21 protein-coding genes and 1 pseudogene are annotated in these 18463 nt (G+C 56.7%); 14 read left to right on the top strand and 8 right to left on the bottom strand.

What is annotated here, in order from left to right:
• The first annotated feature begins 216 nt into the window (after positions 1-216).
• From J3B00_RS15435 to J3B00_RS15420, 4 genes are all read left to right on the top strand, one after another.
• Entirely contained in the window at positions 217-1419 is a 1203-nt protein-coding gene (locus tag J3B00_RS15435; protein WP_209868395.1) for a zinc-dependent alcohol dehydrogenase, read from the top strand.
• A gap of 15 nt (positions 1420-1434) precedes the next feature.
• Positions 1435-1668: a PLD nuclease N-terminal domain-containing protein gene (locus J3B00_RS15430; RefSeq protein WP_197885007.1), complete on the top strand. Its 234-nt coding sequence runs from the start codon at positions 1435-1437 to the stop codon at positions 1666-1668.
• 36 nt (positions 1669-1704) lie between these two features.
• Positions 1705-3030 carry an SDR family oxidoreductase gene (locus J3B00_RS15425; protein ID WP_209868393.1) on the top strand — a complete coding sequence of 442 codons (1326 nt, stop codon included), beginning with the start codon at positions 1705-1707 and terminating at the stop codon, positions 3028-3030.
• A gap of 83 nt (positions 3031-3113) precedes the next feature.
• The gene (locus J3B00_RS15420) at positions 3114-3653 is read left to right on the top strand and encodes a type 1 glutamine amidotransferase domain-containing protein (protein ID WP_209868391.1); all 540 of its coding nucleotides are present in this window, start codon (positions 3114-3116) and stop codon (positions 3651-3653) included.
• A 58-nt stretch (positions 3654-3711) separates the two neighbouring features.
• Here J3B00_RS15420 and J3B00_RS15415 read toward each other — a convergent pair.
• Positions 3712-4235, bottom strand: a pseudogene (locus J3B00_RS15415) (hypothetical protein).
• A 195-nt stretch (positions 4236-4430) separates the two neighbouring features.
• Here J3B00_RS15415 and J3B00_RS15410 point away from each other — a divergent pair.
• Positions 4431-5288, top strand: coding sequence for an SDR family oxidoreductase (locus tag J3B00_RS15410; RefSeq protein ID WP_209868389.1), 858 nt, complete (start codon positions 4431-4433; stop codon positions 5286-5288).
• 30 nt (positions 5289-5318) lie between these two features.
• On the opposite strand, the gene J3B00_RS15405 is transcribed toward J3B00_RS15410, so the two are convergent.
• On the bottom strand, positions 5319-5483 hold the full coding sequence (locus J3B00_RS15405) for a hypothetical protein (RefSeq protein WP_209868387.1): 165 nt from the start codon (positions 5481-5483) through the stop codon (positions 5319-5321).
• Positions 5484-5668: 185 nt separating this feature from the next.
• Between J3B00_RS15405 and J3B00_RS15400 the strand changes: the two genes are divergently transcribed.
• From J3B00_RS15400 to J3B00_RS15375, 6 genes are all read left to right on the top strand, one after another.
• On the top strand, positions 5669-6172 hold the full coding sequence (locus J3B00_RS15400; RefSeq protein WP_209868385.1) for a CinA family protein: 504 nt from the start codon (positions 5669-5671) through the stop codon (positions 6170-6172).
• Positions 6173-6237: 65 nt separating this feature from the next.
• Positions 6238-6690: a hypothetical protein gene (locus tag J3B00_RS15395; RefSeq protein ID WP_209868382.1), complete on the top strand. Its 453-nt coding sequence runs from the start codon at positions 6238-6240 to the stop codon at positions 6688-6690.
• Positions 6691-6700: 10 nt separating this feature from the next.
• The gene (locus tag J3B00_RS15390) at positions 6701-7144 is read left to right on the top strand and encodes a YetF domain-containing protein (protein ID WP_064614492.1); all 444 of its coding nucleotides are present in this window, start codon (positions 6701-6703) and stop codon (positions 7142-7144) included.
• 514 nt (positions 7145-7658) lie between these two features.
• Complete coding sequence (locus J3B00_RS15385; protein WP_209874900.1) at positions 7659-9413, top strand: glycoside hydrolase family 15 protein; 1755 nt, start codon at positions 7659-7661, stop codon at positions 9411-9413.
• A 105-nt stretch (positions 9414-9518) separates the two neighbouring features.
• On the top strand, positions 9519-9983 hold the full coding sequence (locus tag J3B00_RS15380; RefSeq protein WP_209868380.1) for a hemerythrin domain-containing protein: 465 nt from the start codon (positions 9519-9521) through the stop codon (positions 9981-9983).
• 81 nt (positions 9984-10064) lie between these two features.
• Positions 10065-10343 carry a hypothetical protein gene (locus J3B00_RS15375; RefSeq protein ID WP_064615205.1) on the top strand — a complete coding sequence of 93 codons (279 nt, stop codon included), beginning with the start codon at positions 10065-10067 and terminating at the stop codon, positions 10341-10343.
• Between the two features lie 91 nt (positions 10344-10434).
• On the opposite strand, the gene J3B00_RS15370 is transcribed toward J3B00_RS15375, so the two are convergent.
• The 6 genes from J3B00_RS15370 to J3B00_RS15345 all read right to left on the bottom strand — a co-directional run bounded on the left by J3B00_RS15370 (position 10435) and on the right by J3B00_RS15345 (position 13394).
• Positions 10435-10875 (bottom strand): response regulator, encoded by a 441-nt coding sequence (locus J3B00_RS15370; RefSeq protein WP_209868378.1) that lies wholly within the window; start codon positions 10873-10875, stop codon positions 10435-10437.
• Between the two features lie 83 nt (positions 10876-10958).
• Entirely contained in the window at positions 10959-11396 is a 438-nt protein-coding gene (locus J3B00_RS15365; protein ID WP_209868375.1) for a DNA methylase, read from the bottom strand.
• Complete coding sequence (locus J3B00_RS15360; RefSeq protein WP_209868373.1) at positions 11393-11617, bottom strand: DUF2188 domain-containing protein; 225 nt, start codon at positions 11615-11617, stop codon at positions 11393-11395. The genes J3B00_RS15365 and J3B00_RS15360 overlap by 4 nt, the downstream gene beginning before the upstream one ends.
• Positions 11618-11633: 16 nt before the next feature.
• Positions 11634-11792 carry a hypothetical protein gene (locus J3B00_RS15355; protein WP_209868371.1) on the bottom strand — a complete coding sequence of 53 codons (159 nt, stop codon included), beginning with the start codon at positions 11790-11792 and terminating at the stop codon, positions 11634-11636.
• Between the two features lie 37 nt (positions 11793-11829).
• Entirely contained in the window at positions 11830-12123 is a 294-nt protein-coding gene (locus J3B00_RS15350; protein ID WP_209868369.1) for a DUF6555 family protein, read from the bottom strand.
• Positions 12124-12524: 401 nt separating this feature from the next.
• The gene (locus tag J3B00_RS15345) at positions 12525-13394 is read right to left on the bottom strand and encodes an AraC family transcriptional regulator (RefSeq protein ID WP_209868366.1); all 870 of its coding nucleotides are present in this window, start codon (positions 13392-13394) and stop codon (positions 12525-12527) included.
• A gap of 337 nt (positions 13395-13731) precedes the next feature.
• Between J3B00_RS15345 and J3B00_RS15340 the strand changes: the two genes are divergently transcribed.
• Genes J3B00_RS15340 through J3B00_RS15330 form a run of 3 tightly spaced genes read left to right on the top strand, consistent with a single transcriptional unit; the run spans position 13732 to position 17602 of the window.
• Positions 13732-15030 (top strand): sugar MFS transporter, encoded by a 1299-nt coding sequence (locus J3B00_RS15340; protein WP_209868364.1) that lies wholly within the window; start codon positions 13732-13734, stop codon positions 15028-15030.
• Positions 15031-15052: 22 nt separating this feature from the next.
• Positions 15053-16045 carry a Gfo/Idh/MocA family oxidoreductase gene (locus J3B00_RS15335; protein WP_209868362.1) on the top strand — a complete coding sequence of 331 codons (993 nt, stop codon included), beginning with the start codon at positions 15053-15055 and terminating at the stop codon, positions 16043-16045.
• A gap of 15 nt (positions 16046-16060) precedes the next feature.
• Positions 16061-17602, top strand: coding sequence for a GMC family oxidoreductase (locus J3B00_RS15330; RefSeq protein WP_209868360.1), 1542 nt, complete (start codon positions 16061-16063; stop codon positions 17600-17602).
• The last annotated feature ends 861 nt before the right edge of the window (positions 17603-18463 follow it).

The raw sequence follows: 18463 nt of genomic DNA, 5'->3' as shown, positions 1-18463 counted from the left end.
TGCTCACGTCATCGTGGGCACGTTGACCTATCGATGGGCATCCGCGCTTCGCATCAGATCTGATGATTCGATACTACTAGGGCCATGATTGTTCAGCACTTCTCACAGAAGCATTGCATGCCCCGCCGCCCGACATATTGCTCTGAACTTTGCTGCCCATAATGCCTTCACCTGCATACCCATTATTCATCCATGCGGCTGCAGGAGTTAATCCCGATGAGAGCACTGATCTACCACGGAGCCAACGATGTCAGAGTCGATACCGTCCCTGACCCAGTCATCCAGGAGGCGGATGACATCATCCTAAGGGTGACCGCCACCGCCATTTGCGGCTCGGATCTGCATTTGTATCGGGGCAAGATCCCGCAGACGGAAACCGGCGACATTTTCGGCCACGAGTTTATGGGCATTGTCGAGGACGTCGGCAAAGGCGTGACCAACCTGCAAATTGGTGACCGCGTGGTGATCCCCTTCGTGATCGCCTGTGGCAGTTGCTTCTTCTGCCAGCACGATCTATTCGCCGCCTGCGAAACCACCAACACCGGGCGCGGTTCGATCATCAACAAGAAAGTTATCCCACCGGGCGCCGCCCTGTTTGGCTATAGCCACTTGTATGGTGGCGTGCCGGGAGGCCAGGCCGATTACGTGCGGGTGCCCAAGGCCAATGTCGGGCCCTTCAAAGTACCCACCACCCTGGGCGACGACAAGGTGCTGTTTCTCTCCGACATCCTGCCGACCGCCTGGCAGGCGGTCATCAATGCCGAGATTGGCCAAGGTTCTTCCGTCGCCATTTACGGTGCTGGGCCGGTCGGCTTGCTCAGTGCCGCCTGCGCCCGAATGCTCGGTGCCCAGAAGATCTTCATGGTCGATGACAACGACTACCGCTTGGCCTACGCCCAGGATGCCTACGGCGTTATCCCGATCAACTTCGAGCAGGATGACGACCCCGCCGACAGCATCATTCGCCAGACGCCGGGCATGCGTGGCGTGGATGCGGTCATTGATGCAGTAGGTTTCGAGGCCAAGGGGAGCACCACCGAAACGGTAATGACCGCGCTGAAGATCGAAGGCAGCAGCGGTAAAGCCTTGCGTCAGAGCATTGCAGCAGTTCGACGCGGGGGGGTGATCAGCGTTCCGGGAGTCTATGCCGGCTTCATCCACGGCTTTCTGTTCGGTGACGCTTTCGACAAAGGGCTGACGTTCAAGATGGGCCAGACCCACGTACAGAAATACCTGCCTGAGCTGCTCGAACACATTGAGGCCGGGCGCCTGCAACCCGAACTGATCGTCACCCACCGTCTCGCTCTGGAAGAAGCGGCTCTGGGCTACAAGATGTTCGACCAGAAACAGGACAACTGCCGCAAGGTCATCCTCGTTCCCGGGGCTGCTGCCGGAACCTTGGGCCCTGATTACGTGTAAGGCACGGGAGACAATATGAACGATCTAGCCATGTACTTCTGGATCGCGGTCGCGGCGATTCTCCTGCTTGTTGACTTGTGGGCCATTGTCAGTGTGTTCAGAAGCGACAAGTCCGATGCAACCAAGGCGCTCTGGGCACTACTGATCGTGGTGTTTCCCCTTGTGGGGCTAGCTATCTGGGGGATCGCCGGCCCGCGCGGGATCAAGCGCGGCACAGGGCCGACATCCGATGAGCACAGCAAAGGTTGAGCACCCTGCATTCGACTGACCGAAGGAGTTCACAAAATGATTGATCAAGCGACAGGCATGAAAAACGGCGAACGCTATCGTGTGGAAAATGTCGAGCGTGCTCATCAATTCCCGGGCTTTTTTCTCGACGGCAAATATTACCTCTGCCCAGAGCTTTTGACCGCAATAGGTTGGCTAGAAGGTACTCGTTTCATTTACGACAGTCTGGATGCCAAGGGCGAGCCCGTATTCCCGAATCGGGCGGCGGGCACCATTGAGGGGCTGATCCTGACATTGGTCGATGGCACATCGCTCGAGCTTTGCAGAATCGAGGCCAGTGAAACCATCGCGCCCCTTGATGACGGCAAACAAAACCTGGAATCGGCAGATTCTACTAACGCCTATCCGATCAAAGGCCCCTTGCGAGGCAAAGTTGTGGTCATCACGGGCGCCTCCAGTGGGATAGGCCGGGCAGCTGCGCATGCGTTTGCCTGCAAAGGTGCTCGCCTGGTGCTGGCGGCGCGCGATGAGGAAGCGCTGTTCGACGTGTTGGACGAGTGCACCGATTGCGGCACGGACGCCGTGGCAATCACCACCGACGTGACCCGCAGTGACCAGGTACAAGCGCTGGCCGAGCAGGCCGCCGCATTTGGTCATGGAAGGATCGATATCTGGGTCAACAACGCCGGCGTTGGCGCGGTCGGCAATTTCGAGGACACGCCATTGGAGGCACATGAACAGGTCATTCAAACCGATCTGGTCGGTTACCTGCGCGGCGCCCATGTGGCCCTGCCCTACTTCAAGGCGCAGCGCAGCGGCACTCTGATAAACACCCTGTCACTGGGCAGCTGGGTTGCCCAGCCCTACGCAGCGGCGTACTCGGCAAGCAAGTTCGGCCTGCGTGGCCTGACCGACGCGCTGCGGGGAGAGTTGACGGAATTTCCCGACATCCATGTCTGCGACATCTACCCAGCGGTCATGGACACGCCGGGTTTCAGGGATGGCGGCAACTACACCGGCCACGCCCTCACCCCGCCTGGGCCGATCTATGATCCCGAATTGGTGGCAAAGGCCATGGTGGCATGCGCTATTTCCCCTCGTGCGCACACCACAGTCGGCGCCGCCGCCCGCGTCACCCATCTGGCCAGCTTCCTGGTTCCAGGACTACCGCTGCTTTCCGGATGGCTGACACGCTGGGGCTTAAACCGCAGTCCCAGTGCAGCGATTTCATCGGGCAACCTGTTCGAGCCACCCAGTGGGCGACGCAGCGTGGACGGCGGCTGGAGAAACCACAATAACAACAAGCCTTTGTTGGTGAGTGCGGCAGTCCTCGGCATCATTGCCGGGTTAGTAATTACCCGCACGCAACGGCGGCGCCGCTGATTCGAACCACTCAGCATCGCGCAGGAACTTTGCCTGCCGGTGCCGGCCCTTATATGAGTTCTATCGATACGAGGAGATGAACGATGAGTGCACAACTGAACGGCAAGCGCGTGGCCTTTCTGGTCACCGATGGCTTCGAGCAGGTAGAGCTGACGGGCCCGCGTGAGGCCTTGGAAAAAAGCGGTGCGGTGGTCGATATTCTAGGTGAAAAGGAAGGTGTGGTTCGTGGCTGGAACCATGATAAGCCCGCCGACGAATTCGCCGTTGATGCGACGTTCGACGGTGCCGACCTCGACCTCTACGACGCATTAGTGCTGCCAGGTGGCGTGCAGAATTCCGACACCATCCGCCTGATCCCCGGTGCGCAAAAGCTGGTGAAGAGCCATGACGCGGCTGGCAAGCCGCTGGCCGTCATCTGTCACGGTGCCTGGCTGCTGGTGTCCAGCGGTTTGGCCAAGGGCAAGCGGATGACCAGCTATAAGACATTGCAGGACGACATTCGCAATGCGGGTGGCAATTGGGTGGATGAGCAGGTGGTGGTGGACGGCAACCTGATCACCAGCCGCCAGCCGGACGATATTCCGGCGTTCAACGAACAATTGATCAAAGCGCTGGCTGGCTGAGCCCAGCGTTCTGCTTCGCGCCCTCCGGTGAGGCTTCAAGGCGTTTGGAGGGCGCGGGTCACGCCAGCTGGATGTAGACCGAATAGGTGCCCAGCAAGACCCAGAAGCCGAGAAAAATCCAAGGCGTGCGCAGGGAGAAGAGCAGCGACTTGCGGTGCCCCGCCTGCGAGGTTTCAGCTTCGCAGAACAGCGGCGACTCGTCATATGCCAACCCCATCATGGGCTCACTGCGCAGCAGGTGCTTTGCTTAAGCTGCCAGTGCTCGATGATCCGAAAGGCCGCGCGAATGCCTGGCCAGGCGTTTAGTGAGCTCAGCACGCCGAGCAGTGCGAGAAACGCCGGCACCATCAACGTGAACATCTCGCCCCAACCCTGGTTCAGATTGCCCATCGACGACACGAACGCGATGACCAGAAACGACTGTGCCGCAAGATAAGCATCGGTACGGTTGGCCAGGATGGTGGTCTCGTACTGGATCTCGCGCCGATAGAAATCCAGGCGCTCTTTGGGGGTACCGAACATCCTGGCCTGCTGCTGATCGATCTCATGTTCGGGGGTGGTGGGCGTGATAATTCGAGGCACTTGGACGCTCCAGATAGATATCAAGCCTTGCACGTAAAGCGCAAGACTGGTCAGCGGTAGAGTTATCCAACCCCTCGAGAATTCAATGGAGAGAGGGGGTGACCGCCCGTCGCGCAATCCCTGAACTTATCTCAACGCTGAGCTTTCGCACCTCTCGAACGGTTATGACCATTCTCAACTGCAGGAGCTTCCTCGATGAGCGACTACCCCACTCCGCCGTTCCCATCTCAACCGCAAAGTGTTCCCGGTTCTCAACGCAAGATGGAGCCCTATCCGGACTGTGGGGAGCAGACCTACACCGGCAACAATCGCCTGGAAGGCAAAATCGCCTTGATTACCGGCGCCGATAGCGGCATTGGGCGCGCAGTAGCTATTGCCTACGCTCGGGAGGGCGCTGACGTTGCCATTTCCTACCTGGATGAACACGAAGATGCGCAAGAAACCGCGCGCTGGGTTGAGGCTGCTGGCCGCCAATGCCTGTTGCTGCCAGGCGACCTAGCGCAGAAACAGCATTGCTACGACATCGTCGACAAGACCGTGGCGCAGTTTGGTCGTATCGATATTCTGGTCAACAACGCCGCGTTCCAGATGGCTCATGAGGGCCTGGACGAGATTGACGATGATGAATGGGTTAAGACCTTCGATACCAACATCACCGCCATTTTCCGGATTTGCCAGCGCGCGTTGCCCTCAATGCCCAAAGGCGGTTCGATCATCAACACCAGTTCGGTCAATTCCGACGACCCATCCCCCAGCCTGTTGGCGTATGCCGCCACGAAGGGGGCCATTGCCAATTTCACTGCAGGCCTGGCCCAATCACTTGGCAAGAAAGGCATTCGGGTTAACAGCGTGGCGCCCGGCCCGATCTGGACACCGCTGATACCTGCCACCATGCCCGATGAAGCCGTCACGAACTTCGGTTCGAGCTACCCGATGGGGCGGCCAGGGCAACCTGTGGAAGTAGCGCCAATCTACGTCTTGTTGGGCTCCGATGAAGCGAGTTACATCTCGGGCTCACGATATGGGGTAACCGGCGGCAAACCCATCCTCTGAAGGCATTGCTGAGGCCAGATATCACTGGCCTCAGTGCTTCTTCTCCCCTTCATGCCGCGCTGTTTTCTGCGCGGTCGAGTCATGATCAGTTCCTAACGAGCCATCCGGTCGATGCGCATCGTTGTCGCGTTCTTGTTCACCCTGAGTTTTTGAGGGGGCCTGCGGTCTATGCTCGGCGTCGGTGTGCTTTTTCATGCCCTGCCCTACCCTTATATCTATCATTCAAATAGCGGTTCGGAGCATGGCCCCGTGTTCCCTAAAGTGATGTCAGTACGAGCAATAAAGTTCAGGTCAAGAAACCAAGCGAACCTGCGCTAAACCGGTGAACCATTTGCCTGACTGATACGTCCACCGCAAAAGAACAACGAGTCGACACCAAGATGGCAAGTGACCCCGTACTGGCCGTGCTCGGCTATCTCAAAGACCACCACCTGGTACTCACCACTGCCGAGTCGTGTACAGCAGGCTGCATGGTCGCTTTGCTGGCGGCCTTCCCAGGTACGGGCGAGGTACTGGAAAGCGGCTATGTCGTGTATTCGCCCTCCGCCAAGAAGCGGCTGCTAGGTGTGAGTCCGGAAACCATCGAACGGTACGGGCTGACCAGCGAGCCAGTTGCCTGGGAAATGGCGCTAGGGGCACTGAAAGACAGCGATGCCAACGTCGTTATTGCAACGACGGGGGTAGCGGGGCCTAGCCCAGCATCAGGAGTTTTACCCGGCACGCTGTGCTTCGCGTGGGCGTTCGCCGGCGAGCCGATTGCCGTGTTTACCCGTACCCAGCGATTTTTTGGAGAGCGAGCGCAGGTCATGCACGACGGCGCCGTCTATGGGCTCACCCGCCTGATCCATTATCACGAGCGCTGGCTACGTGGGGAGCGCGCCTGAGGGGTATAACTGTGTCTGAGGATGAACTGGTGTCGAGACAGCACCCTGTCCAGGAAGACATGGCCATGCAACAGCGCGTTTGGCGCTTCGAACGTGTGGGTTGGTACGTGCTGGTGGTCATTGTCTTACTTGGGTTGGCCGGCGTCTTCGGCAACGGCCCGCTCAGCAATGCCCAGGTCACAAGCGCAGATGGCCGTTTGCATGTCGAGTATCAACGCCTCAGCCGTAGCGGCACGACTGACTCCCTGCGCATCACGGTTCGCGGTAGCGCCCGAGAACCCATCATGGTGCTACTCGATGGTTCACTACTGCGCGAAGCCAGTATCGAAACCCTGCAACCCCAACCACAAGCCTCATTCTCACAGGGCAAGGCCATTCTGCTGAAACTGGGTACCAGCGAGGATGGTATTGCCACGCTCTACCTCAACGTGCGCAGCGAGTATGTGGGCACTCTTGAAGGTATGGTGCGTGCAGGCCCATCCAGTGCAGTCCACTTCACCACCTTCCTATTTCCTTGAGGAGCGAGTGATGGATTCGATCCTCCGCGCAACCGGCATGTACGTCGCATTGATGCTGTTGTTTCGTATCGCTGGCAGACGCTCACTGGCCGATCTGACCACCTTTGACTTCGTCCTGTTACTGATCATCGGCGAAGCGACCCAACAAGCTTTGCTGGGCGATGACTTTTCCTTCACCAATGCCATGTTGGTCATTGCGACGCTGATAGTGCTGGATGTCGGACTGTCACTCGCAAAACTCAATTCCAAGCCCTTGGCGCGGCTGCTCGACGGCCACGCCACGCTGGTCGTCGAGAATGGACGTTTTCTCCACCATCGCATGCGTCGAGCTCGGCTCACGGAAGACGACATCCTCGAATCGGCCCGGGACAGTCAAGGGCTCGAAAAAGTTGAACAGATCAAATTTGCCATCGTCGAGCGCAATGGAAAGATCTCGATCATACCCGACGAGTGATGACGCCCTTCCGCCCGCGCTGATTAAGTGACGAGGATTGCATGATGAGGTTCGATAGAGGGGATGGACACACAACCGCGCCGAGTAGTGAGCCACTCTCGCATCCGGGGGGTGTCGAAGATTTGACCCTCTTCCATCATCACCAGAACGAGCGTTTGAGACATGCGATAGCTCCCGCACTGCGAGCAATGGCGCTCCTCCCAACCAGCAACACATTCAACGGACTCAGCATGTCCGGCGCAAATCAGACAAGTCATGAAGCCTCCTTTTGGTCTTGTTAGTAGGAGGGTTGAAGTCAGGCGACTGGCGCCTGTGACGCTATTGAGATTTCGATGGCCATTTGAAATTCCTTTTATTGTGAATCCGTGAAAAGCGCGCGAGCTGGAAACTGAGACGAACTCTGCATTCGACGGCTATGTCCGAACAGGACAACCTACCTCGGAGGCGTCGCGTGGAAATTACATCGGTCGATGGATGGCAACACGGGGAGCCTCAGCGGGATGAAGGCGGCTGGTTGTTGCTGGAGGAGTACGGAGCGCTCGGCGATGGGCGCTCTGTAGCCTTGATTGGCCTGGATGGATCCATCGACTGGTGGTGTGTCCCCCATATGGATTCGCCTCCGCTGTTCGACCGATTACTCGCGCCCCATTCAGGTGGGTTCTTTTCCATTACGCCTTGCGAAAACTACCGCGCAGAACGCCGTTACCTTCCAGACAGTAATGTACTGGAGACACTGTTCGTTACGCCCAATGGCCGTGCCCGACTCACCGAGTCACTCAACAGCGGGCCAGCGGGCCGTTTGCCATGGGCCGAACTCGCCAGACGCATTGAGGGTATCGAAGGGCAAGTCGATTTCAACATCGCCATCGACTTTGGCACCCAAGCCGACACCGTCAGCCCCTACCTTGCACCGAACGACAACGGCTGCGTTTTCCATGCCGGACACATACTCGGTATGTTCATCCACGACGCCCAGGTGCGTATTGATCGCAAGGACGATTTGGGCGTCAGGGCATTCGTCAGCGTTGGCCAAGGACAAAGAACCGTACTGGCTATCGTCGCGGGACGGAATGAGCCGTTGGTGCTTCCCCCGCTCGAACTCATCGACGAACGTATCGATGGCTCTCACCGTGAGTGGCAGCAATGGTCGAAAGGCATGATCTACGAAGGCCCGTTCAAATCGTTGGTTGTCCGCAATGCGCTGGCATTGAAGATTCTGCTGTCCTCACCGAGCGGCGCGATCATGGCGGCGGGCACCTCGTCGCTGCCTGAGCGGATAGGCGGGAACAAGAACTTCGATTACCGCTTCGCCTGGATCCGGGATGCCGGATATACCATCGAAGCCTTCCTCGCTATCGGCGCGCAGCCCGAGGCCAAGGCAGCCTTTACCTGGCTGTTGAATCGGCTAGGTGAACATGGCCCACGTGTATTTTATACACTCGACGGTGCCATCGGCGATTGCACCCGCCCGGTAGACCTGCCGGGTTACAAAAACTCGCCACCGGTGGTGGGCAACGACGCCCGCGACCAGCTCCAGCATGGAATATTCGGCGACATATTCGAGACCGCCCGTTGCTTTATCGACAGCGGAAATATCCTTGACGCGACAAGCGCGACGATCCTCTCAGGGCTGGCCGATCAATGCGCTGACAGCTGGAGACAGGCCGACGCCGGTATATGGGAGCTGCATGAAAAACGGCATTACACCTTGTCCAAGATCAGCTGCTGGCAGGCGCTGAGTCGGGCCATAGAGTTGGCAGATGGCGGCCACCTGCCGACCACCTGCCGTGAGCGGTGGCACCGTGAGCGTCAGCGTATCCAAACGTGGGTAGATGAGCATTGTTGGAACGAGAAACGCCAAACCTATGTGTTCTATGCGGGCAGCGACCGCCTGGACGCGTCCATCGCACTCGCAGTGCGTTTCGGCTACCCCTCAGGGCCACGCTTGCATAGCACACTCGAAGTCATACAGGCGGAACTGGGGACAGGGCCCTTTCACTACCGATTCAGTCAGGCCAGTGAAGAGGAAGGTTGCTTCCTCGCCTGTACTTTCTGGCTCATCGAAGCTTGGGCACTGATAGGTCAATGCGACCGCGCAGAAGACGCCTTCCACCGTGCGGTAAACGGCCTTGATCACGGCGTCGGCATTTATTCCGAAATGGTTGATCCATCCACCGGCCAGTTTCTTGGCAATCTGCCGCAGGGCTTGACCCATCTCGCGGCATTGCGCGCCGCACTGGCGATAGGGGGGCAAGGGCCAGAGCGCTAAAACAGATCGGCCTTACGCCAGTCATCATGATCGTTGAACCCTGCTGTTTTGGGCCACTCAACTCCTAGGAAGTCAATATTTATCCGCCCGTGACGAGGTGCCGCCATGAATGCTATTGATCTGCTGATTCAAGACCATAAGGTAGTCAAGAAACTGCTGGAAGAACTGTCATCGACCACTGAGCGGGCCGTAAAAAAACGCGCTGATTTGCTGCACCGCATCGAACAAGAGCTGCAAATCCACACCGCGTTGGAAGAGGACATTCTCTATCCAGCGATCAAGGAAGCCGGCGGTAAAGAGGAGGCCAAGATGTACTACGAGGCCAAGGAAGAACATCGGACAGTGGACTCACTGGTACTCCCTGACCTGCTCCATACCGAAACAGGAACGCTCGAATTCGCTGGTCGAGTGAAGGTGATGAAGGAGCTGCTTGAGCATCACATCGAGGAAGAGGAAGGCGAGCTCTTCCCCACCGCGAAGAAGCTTCTCGGTAAAGATCAATTGGAGGAGCTAGGACAAGCCATGGAGGCCCAGAAAAAGCTGCTGAAGGGCGAGCAGCGTGCCGCTTGAATCGCCGCTTGAATCAAAGGCGCTTTGCCGGATCAGCGATCTGGCAATGGCGTCATGAATTGACGATTGGAACAGGTGCCGATGGAGAACTGGATCGAATTGCTGGAATGGCCTGCCATGGCGGTCACGGTATTGGCAGCCTGGTGTATCGGTTCACACCGTCCTAGACGACGCATGGTGGGTTTCTGCTGCTTCATCGCGAGCAACGTACTATGGTCAGTGTGGGGCTGGCAGGCTGAAGCTTGGGCATTGATTGTGCTGCAAGTAGTGCTTTTCCTCATGAATCTGAGGGGGTGGAGGAAAAACAAAAACACCTCGAAGAAAGCTCAGAGGGCGACGGCTACCCCCCAGGCGAATTGACTCGATCAGCCACGAAGAAACCTATTTCTGACAGTGCCGGCGGCAGAATCATTGACTAGAAAAAACGTAAGGTGATCCTGCCTTCGATGACCTAGAAACGCCTCGGTAACGAAGCTCTCGATGATTGAGTCGAATGCTGTCCTTGCTTGGGGAGCGCCTGCTCTATCGCCACGGTCAGCTCGTCGAGAGACCAAGGTTTGAAAAGGTAAGTTACTGGGGGGGTGACTTGCGAAGCATCCAGTTGATAGCCCGAGGTGAGGATGGCTGGTAACCCAGGCCACTTCTCATGCGCCATCGAGATGAATTCCATTCCCTTAATACTGCCGGGGACTCCATGGTCTACGACCATCAATGAGCACTCACCTTTCAGGCCCATTAGATGTATCAAGGCATCTTCCGCATTGCCAAAAGCCTCGCAGGCTGCTCCCAGCTCCACAAGGATGTCCACCAAGAGCGTTCGCAAGGTTTCATCGTCCTCTACCACAACGACTGTCATCCCTGACAGTGACAAACCCTCTACATCGAGTTTCATCAGCCTCTCCTGTCCATAGCGGAAGAACTGAGTGTTCCACTCGTGGCTGCATACGTCGATGGCGGCATATGGCCATGCACCATTCAAACCTCATCGCCTACCCAAACATGGCTCTGGGTCTCTCGCAAAAAGATCTCCAGGGTCTTTGGGCCTATGCCTTCAAAGGACAAAATCCAAAGCTTGAAATCTTCATTGCTGAGGTCGCCAGCTTGCAGCGCCTTAAGTTGAGCCGCCCACTCTTCTTCCAATCTGCTGGCCAGTGCATGAAGACGCCGGGCGGTGGACTCATCGTAACGAGCATAACCCCCCTGGCCGAGCAGACGGACAAGGGTCGAATGCGAGCAGCGAGCAAGTTTGCCCGGTGTGTCGGCTCCGTGCTGATAGACCAGGACTCGATAGGTCTGAACAGCAACGCTTGAGCGTATGCGTTTTCCCATCAGGAAACTGGCGAGCAACCACCTGAACAAACCGTCGGCGCTCGTGACGTCAATGCCGAGATCACGAGCTGTGACAATGGTCACCCCTTGGTTCGACGCGGGTCAGCCGAACGAGGGTAAGTGCGCTCCTCTTCAATCGTGCCATCTGCTTTATGAATTTTCACAGAGGCTGTTTTGCCCTCAAAGAAATCTGGCAGCATGCTGACCACTTCCAGCTTCGTCGCAGCTCGTTTCGATGCCCGGTCAGCACCGACTTTCTTCAACTCCCATCCATTCGAGGTCGGGCTTACGTGATAGTTATCCATAGTCTTCTCCTCCTAGCTAAATTGACTGGCCGTCGTCCTGGACATCCTCTTCAGCTTCCGCTGCATCCGTGGCGTCAGCGTCATTCAAGGGTGGCGAAGTAGGCTTTTCTGGGTCATTGATGAAGGGGACATCGCTTGGCCCCTTCTCTTCGGTGCCCTCGGTCTTCGGTTGCATGGCTAAACCTCCAAGCTAATGGATCGGGTGTCCATCACTAAGCGCCCTCAGAAGGCCTCGAGAATTTCCCGACATCGATAGGCTGTGGAACGAATTCAGGGCCCTGACCAGCCACCCGCCATTTCACTTGGGCTATGCCGTATCGCTCGGCTACGGTGCGACCAATCAGCTTGATTTTCTGCTGACTGAATCTGGGGATGATGCCGACGCCTGCATCGCAACTGGCCCAATGCCAGGCGACGGCGTTGTCCATTTTTTCTAGGCGAATGATGAATGTCCGGTGATCGCCGTGCAGTTCATAGTCGACCACGAACAGTTGCTGTCCAACCATGAGAATCCCTCCCTGTAGTCATTCTCCTCAGAGAGGATGGAGGTAGGGAAAATTCATTTTGGAAGCCGGACGGTGGGCCAGAATAAGACAGCCCTACGACGAGTTGCGCGGCTGACCTAGTCAAAATGCCTCTTGCGTTTGCCACACACCTGAATGTCCGTTGAGGAATGGAACATTGAAACTCATGCATTCGGGATGTTGAGACTTGGACATCTGTTGCTACGGCTCACACGATTACCATGGTCGCTCGGATGTTGGTACATGCAAAAGTTGGAGCGATTGTGCTGTGGTCTGAACTGAGCCGAAAATGAACATTCGCAATGGCTACGAACGAGGCAGGCTCACTGGATAAGGCTCGTAAGGAAAGGAAGTGAAATGCTGCGAGTCAACAAGCTTAGAGATCACTTGAAATGGTGACCATGGAGCCTGCGAAACTCTGTCGGAGTCATGCCCTTCAGTGCCTTGAATTGCCGGTTGAAGAAGGCCACCGAGGTGTAGCCGACCTCTCCAGAAACCAGGGCAATCACTGAACCGCCTTCCATCAACAAAGCGCACGCGCGCCCTATCCTGAGCCTGGCGATGTAATCGAGAGCACTGCACCGGGTATGCCGCTTGAACATCCGATGGAATGCCGAAACGCTAACGCACGCCATGTCGGCGAGCTCCGGGATAGAAAGCTGTTGAGCGAAGTTCGCATGGATGTGATCCAACACTCGGTGAAGCCTTGAGTCGTCTGTAATCGGTGCTGTCAGGGAGTCATCATTGGCGACTATGCGCTGAGCACCATCATCCTGAGTCAGCCTGATCAGGACGTGGAGCAGCGCGACCAACCGCTCCGGATCGTTCTGATCCACCATATCTTCGATGATCGGGCGCAGTTCCCGAGCCGCCTTAGGGCTGAAAGTCATGGCGCACTGTGCAGCCGCGAGAAGATTGCCGATCTGGGCCATTTCAGGAAACAGCGCCACGAGTGAGGTAGCCCAGGCTTCGGAGAACCAGATTACTAGAGCGTGATGCGGCTTGCTGTCCTCGATCAGCTCAGCTGAGCACCAGCTATGGGGCACGTTAGGCCCCACCAGAGTGAGGTCGCAATCATCGTAGAGCTGCACATCACTGCCGATATAACGGTGACCACGGCTGTTTAGCGTGAGGGTGAGCTCGTATTCCGGATGGTGATGCCACTCGAAGGGAATCTCGTCCGGAAGACGACGGTTTAGCAGCGTCCAAGAGGCGGTGGGCGCGGTCGGAACCTTCTCATAGCAGGGCTTCATAGCGACTCGATCCGACCATGCAAGAGTGTCTAAACGCCATAATCGTATCATTCAACGCTTCTTGACGCACTCCCAGGCAGGGTGAAACGGGCGCATCCTGCATTCACTCGTTTCTAAAAATAAAAACCCATAGAGGACTTTGCGATGCTCACCAACTGCTCCCCTTCTCTCCCCTGGCGCTTAAGCGCCTTCTGTCGCCCCGTAGACTTTCAAGAAGCCTAGCTGCACCTAGCGCACTCTTTCTCAGATACACCCAAAGATCTTCGACAAGAAGTTCTGAGGAGTCGTATTACCTAAATTTCCTTTCCTACTACAAAAGATATAGGGAGTGGATGCCATGCAAGCTGTTTATCCCGCTGACGCCGGAACTATCGGAATTTCCAATAACAAAGTTCAACGATTGAGCTTTTTCGTTTTTACGCTGTTCTTCATTTTCGGCAGTATCACCAGTCTGAATGACGTGCTGATACCAAAACTCAAAAGTTTATTCAGTCTCAGCTACACCGAGGCGATGCTCGTTCAGTCGTCGTTTTTCATGGCCTACTTCATCGCTTCGATTCCGGCTGGGGTGTTGATTTCCCGTATCGGCTACATGCGTGCGGCGGTGGTCGGTTTGCTTACCATGGCAGCGGGCAGCTTGCTGTTCATCCCAGCTACTAACGCGGGCTTGTTCGCAGCGTTCCTCGGCGCGCTATTCATTCTGGCAACCGGCGTTACGGTTATTCAAGTTGTGACCAACCCTCTGATCAGCCTGCTAGGCCCAGCGCGTACAGCCCACAGTCGAGTCACCTTCGGTCATGGATGGAACGCCCTAGGCACCACTATCGCTCCCTTTCTAGGCGCGATTCTGATTCTTGGCAGTCTCAATGCCGTTGATCCTTCGACCCTCGCCCCTGAGGCGTTGAAAGCCTTCCTCGTGGAAGAGGCGGAAGTGATCAGTAACACCTACGCTGGCATCGCTGCAGCACTGTTCGTCGTTGCCGGCATCGTGTGGGTGCAGCGTAAACAGATCCCTGCCTGCTCCAATCCGAAGCCTTCGAATCCACTGGCTGCCCTGAACCTGCTCAAGCGCCCGCGCTTCGCGTTCGGTGCTGCCTGCCTGTTTTTCTATGTCGGAGCAGAAGTAGCCATCGGCAGCCTGCTCACCAACTTCCTGATGCTCGATAGTACCTTCGGTTTCGATGCCGAAATGGCCGGTAAGCACGTGGCTTATTACTGGGGGGGAGCCATGGTGGGTAGATTCATCGGGACGGTGCTTCTTCGTCGGTTCGCTCCTGGGCTCCTCCTCGCTGCCGCAGCAAGCGTGGTGATCCTCCTTATCGTCATCGCCGCCACTTTAACGGGTTTGATCGCAGGCCGGGCAATTCTGGCGGTAGGCCTGTTCAACTCCATCATGTTTCCAACCATTTTTGCACTGGCCTCGGAAGGCCTAGGAACGCGGGCTGCTGAAGGTTCCGGGCTGATTTGCTGCGCCATCGTTGGTGGAGCGGTTGTCCCCCCGCTGACTGGCTTTGCAGCTGACATGAGCACCCTCGCGTTCGCGCTCATGGTACCCGCTGCCTGCTACGCCGCTATCGCACTGTACGGGCTCTACACGCGCCGTTCAGAAGCATCCACTTCTCAGGTTCACCACTGATAAATACAAGAGGAAGACAAGTATGAAATGGGGATTGATTGGTGCCAGCAACATCGCAAAAACATGTGTGATCGGAGCGATTCGCGCAGTAGGTGACGAAGTCGTCTCGGTACTCAGCTCTGATGAAGGGCGAGTTCAGCAGTACGCTCAGGACAACGATATCAACCACTACACCAACGACATCGATCAATTGCTGTCGAACCCCACAGTGGAAGCTGTCTACATCTCGACCAAGAACAACTTGCACAAGGAGCAGGCGCTCCTGGCAATAGCGGCTGGCAAGCACGTCATGTGCGAAAAGCCACTGGCATTGACCGTCGAAGATGCTAAGCAGATGGTCGATGCCGCTGAGAAAGCCGGCGTGGTGTTTGCAACCAACCACCATCTACGCAATGCGGCCACCCACACTGCCCTGCGCCGAGCCATTCAAGCTGGTGAAATCGGCAAGCCGCTGGCAGCCCGGGTATTCCACGCCGTCTCTCTGCCGCCGCACTTGCAGGGCTGGCGAATCGAGCACGCCGCTGATGGAGGTGGCGTGATATTGGACATCACCGTCCACGACGCCGACACCTTGCGCTACGTACTGGGCGATGATCCTGTCGAGGTCACGGCTCTGACTCAGACCGGCGAGATGAGCAAAACCGGTGCACCAGATTCAGTCATGGGCGTGATTCGTTTCAAATCCGGCCTGCTTGCTCAGTTCCACGATTCCTTCACTGCCAAATACAGCCAAACCGGGCTGGAGATCATCGGAACCGAAGGGACTCTGGTTGCGCGTGACGTCATGACTCAACGACCGGTTGGCGAGATTGAGCTAATCAATGCCGAGGGCAGCCGGAAGTTGGCTCTGGAGCACCACAACCTCTATGAAACGGGTTTCCGGCAATTCAGCAAAGCAGTCGCTGATCATTCCCAGCCTGCCGCGACTGGCCTGGATGGCATTTGGTCACTGGCCACAGGCATCGCCGTGGTTGAAGCCGCTGCTACGGGTAAAACCGTACCTGTAAGCGTCTGAGGTTTGGAGGTAGATATGAACGAGTGCCCAGACATTCTGATCATTGGCTCGGGGATTGGGGGAGCTACCGTGGCCTCAGGTCTCGCTCCCACCGGGGCTCGCATCGTGATTCTCGAAGCGGGAGGCCATCTGACTCATCGACCTGAGCATTGCGATCAGCGTGCAATTTTCCAGAAGCAGTTCTTTCGTCCCAAAGAGCTGTGGTACGAGGAAAATGGCAGCAGTTTCAGTCCAGGCAACTACTACAACGTCGGTGGTAACTCGAAGTTCTATGGTGCCGTGCTCGCGCGGTATCGTAAGGAAGATTTCGCCGAGATGGTTCACCAAGAAGGCGTCTCCCCAGCCTGGCCGTTCACCTACGAAGAAATCGAGCCTTGGTACAGTCGGGCCGAGTCTCTATACAGAGTTCGGGGGGACGCACGCCAGAATCCTACGGAGCCAGCCCACTCTCGCCCCTACGACTATCCTCCAGTTCCAGACGAGCCAGCTATCGCCGAGGTTCGCAATCGGCTCAAAGCCAATGGCTTAAGACCTTACTCGCTGCCTTTGGGAGTGGACATTGATCGTTGGCTGAGCCATCGCGCAACACCTTGGGATGGCCACCCCCATTGTGATGAAGGTAAGTTCGACGCGGAGACTGCGGCGCTGAATGGTGCCCTAGAGTACGACAACGTCTGCCTCATCACTGGCGCTCGCGTGACCGCGTTGAAGGTAAACAAGAAGCATGGCCCGATTAGCGCCGTGGAGTTCATGAAAGATGGTGCTCTCCATCAAATCCGTGCGCGCACTGTCATTCTCAGCACAGGCGCAGTGCAGTCCGCCGCGTTACTGCTCCGCTCTGCCGATAAGAACCATCCGACTGGCCTGGCCAATAGCTCCGATCAGGTAGGCCGCAATTTCATGAACCACAACGCATCGGCGGTGATCGGCTTCAGTCCGACCTACGTTAACGACTCGGTCTACCAGAAGACGTTTGCTCTGGACGACTTCTACCTGTCAGACGGTAACGGCGGCTTCCCGCTGGGCAACATTCAACTGTTGGGCCGGGTATCTGGCCGCATTCTGAAGAGCAACATCCCGCACGTGCCCGAGTGGATCCTCAGCAAACTCAGCCGCCACTGCATTGATTTCTACGCTATGAGCGAAGACCTACCGTCTCCTGATAACCGGGTGACCGTGCAAGGGGATCGGATCGTTCTGAAATGGGAGCGGACGAACTGGGATGCTCACCTCGCGCTGGTAACGAAGTTCAAGAAGGTGCTGAAAGCAGCCGGCTTCCCTGTGGTGCTGACGCGCCCGTTTGACAAGCGCACGCCTTCCCATCAAGGCGGCACGGTGCGCATGGGCAATGACCCTGCCACTTCACCGCTGGACACCTACTGCCGGGCCTATGATCACCAGAATCTTTTTGTCGTCGACGCCAGCTTCATGCCCACATCAGCAGCGGTGAACCCTTCCCTAACCATCGCCGGCCAAGCCCTGCGAGTGGCCTACCACATAGCAAACGCCGACCTCAAGGCCACAGCTATGCTCGAGCCAGAATCGGTGCCCAGCTAAATCTTGCAAGTAAATAACCTTTGCTGCGCTCCGGAGCATATCCACTGTCTTGGAACTCACCTGTGATCTCCGGCCAGCTCCCGAAAACGCACAAGGAGTACACTTGTACTCCTTGTGCTGTTCACTCTTAAGACTTGAGCTTGACGGGCTCGGGCAGTTCTTTCAGCCAGTATGCGAAGGTGAAGGGCGACGTAAGGTGTGTCTGAATCATAGAGATGATTCTCAGGGCCCTACCTTTTCCGCCCGGGCTGAAAGCCAAAATTTGCGCCGGTGCATGGGTGTTAATAACTGGAGCGTCAGCTTCCGACAGAAACTGCTGAAGGATTGCATCCGCCAAGCTACATCTGGCAGGAGGGGTTGAGTCCTTCTGCCTTACGGGCGGTTTGAATTCGATCACTTTACCCATCATGGCTGGCTAATCTCACCTTCCGGGCCTTCGGGCGGACTGAATTTGATCAGCGTTGGCTATCAGCGCCTTGGTTACAGCTTGGCTGATGATTTCGTCAACGCCTCCCAGCGTCTTAATGCGTCCTTCTCTTGCAGCCCCTCCCGAGCTTATTTTGCCAGTACGAGGGTTCAGGTATGGTTTCGTGAATGGATCGGACATAGCAGCACTACCTCCACTGAAACAGTCCAACTCTACAAGCATAGGCTTGTGAAGCCGCCAGGGTTGTTTTGCCGCCGAATGGATCAGCGTCGTTGTCCTTGCTGATCAACCGCCTACACCGCTAGCGTAGAGCCAAGGCCTAAAAGCGGGATTTCGACATCATGAGCCTGCCAGGTGCTGATCAGCGGTGCTCCTGAAAACTGCCATCCACTACTCAGCCGGCATAAAACAACCGCCAAACGGCGGTTCTTCAA

The sequence above is a fragment of the Pseudomonas sp. BP8 genome, assembly GCF_017875955.1.
GTDB lineage: Bacteria > Pseudomonadota > Gammaproteobacteria > Pseudomonadales > Pseudomonadaceae > Aquipseudomonas.
This window is presented reverse-complemented; position numbering and strand designations above follow the sequence as displayed.